Genomic DNA, 263 nt, shown 5'->3' on the forward strand with positions numbered 1-263 from the left:
GGATCGTCACGTCGGCCAGGGTGGGCGCGGCCGATCCCGACAGCACGGCCGCGAGGCGGGAGCGGATCAGCATCTCCGGTCCGGGGTCCGACTCGGGCGTGCGCAGCGAGCCCCACCCGAAGAAGCCCCGCTCTCCGCGCACGAGAACGCCCTGTGCGACGAGCGATTCGACGACCTGGTCCAGCGGATCGAGCTTCGAGCGCATGAGGAGCGACTGCAGGCGCTTGCCGCTCAGGGGAGCGAGGCGCGCGAGCGCCGTGTCG

The 263-nt window shown here is 72.6% G+C and carries 1 protein-coding gene; it reads right to left on the reverse strand.

Annotated elements, in window-relative coordinates; all coding sequences use genetic code 11:
• Positions 1 to 263, reverse strand: a 263-nt coding sequence (locus SB660_RS21460) for a GOLPH3/VPS74 family protein (protein ID WP_410584428.1), incomplete at both ends; no start/stop codon positions are given.

It is taken from the genome of Bacillus sp. SIMBA_005 (assembly GCF_046535585.1).
Lineage (GTDB): Bacteria > Bacillota > Bacilli > Bacillales > Bacillaceae > Bacillus > Bacillus pumilus.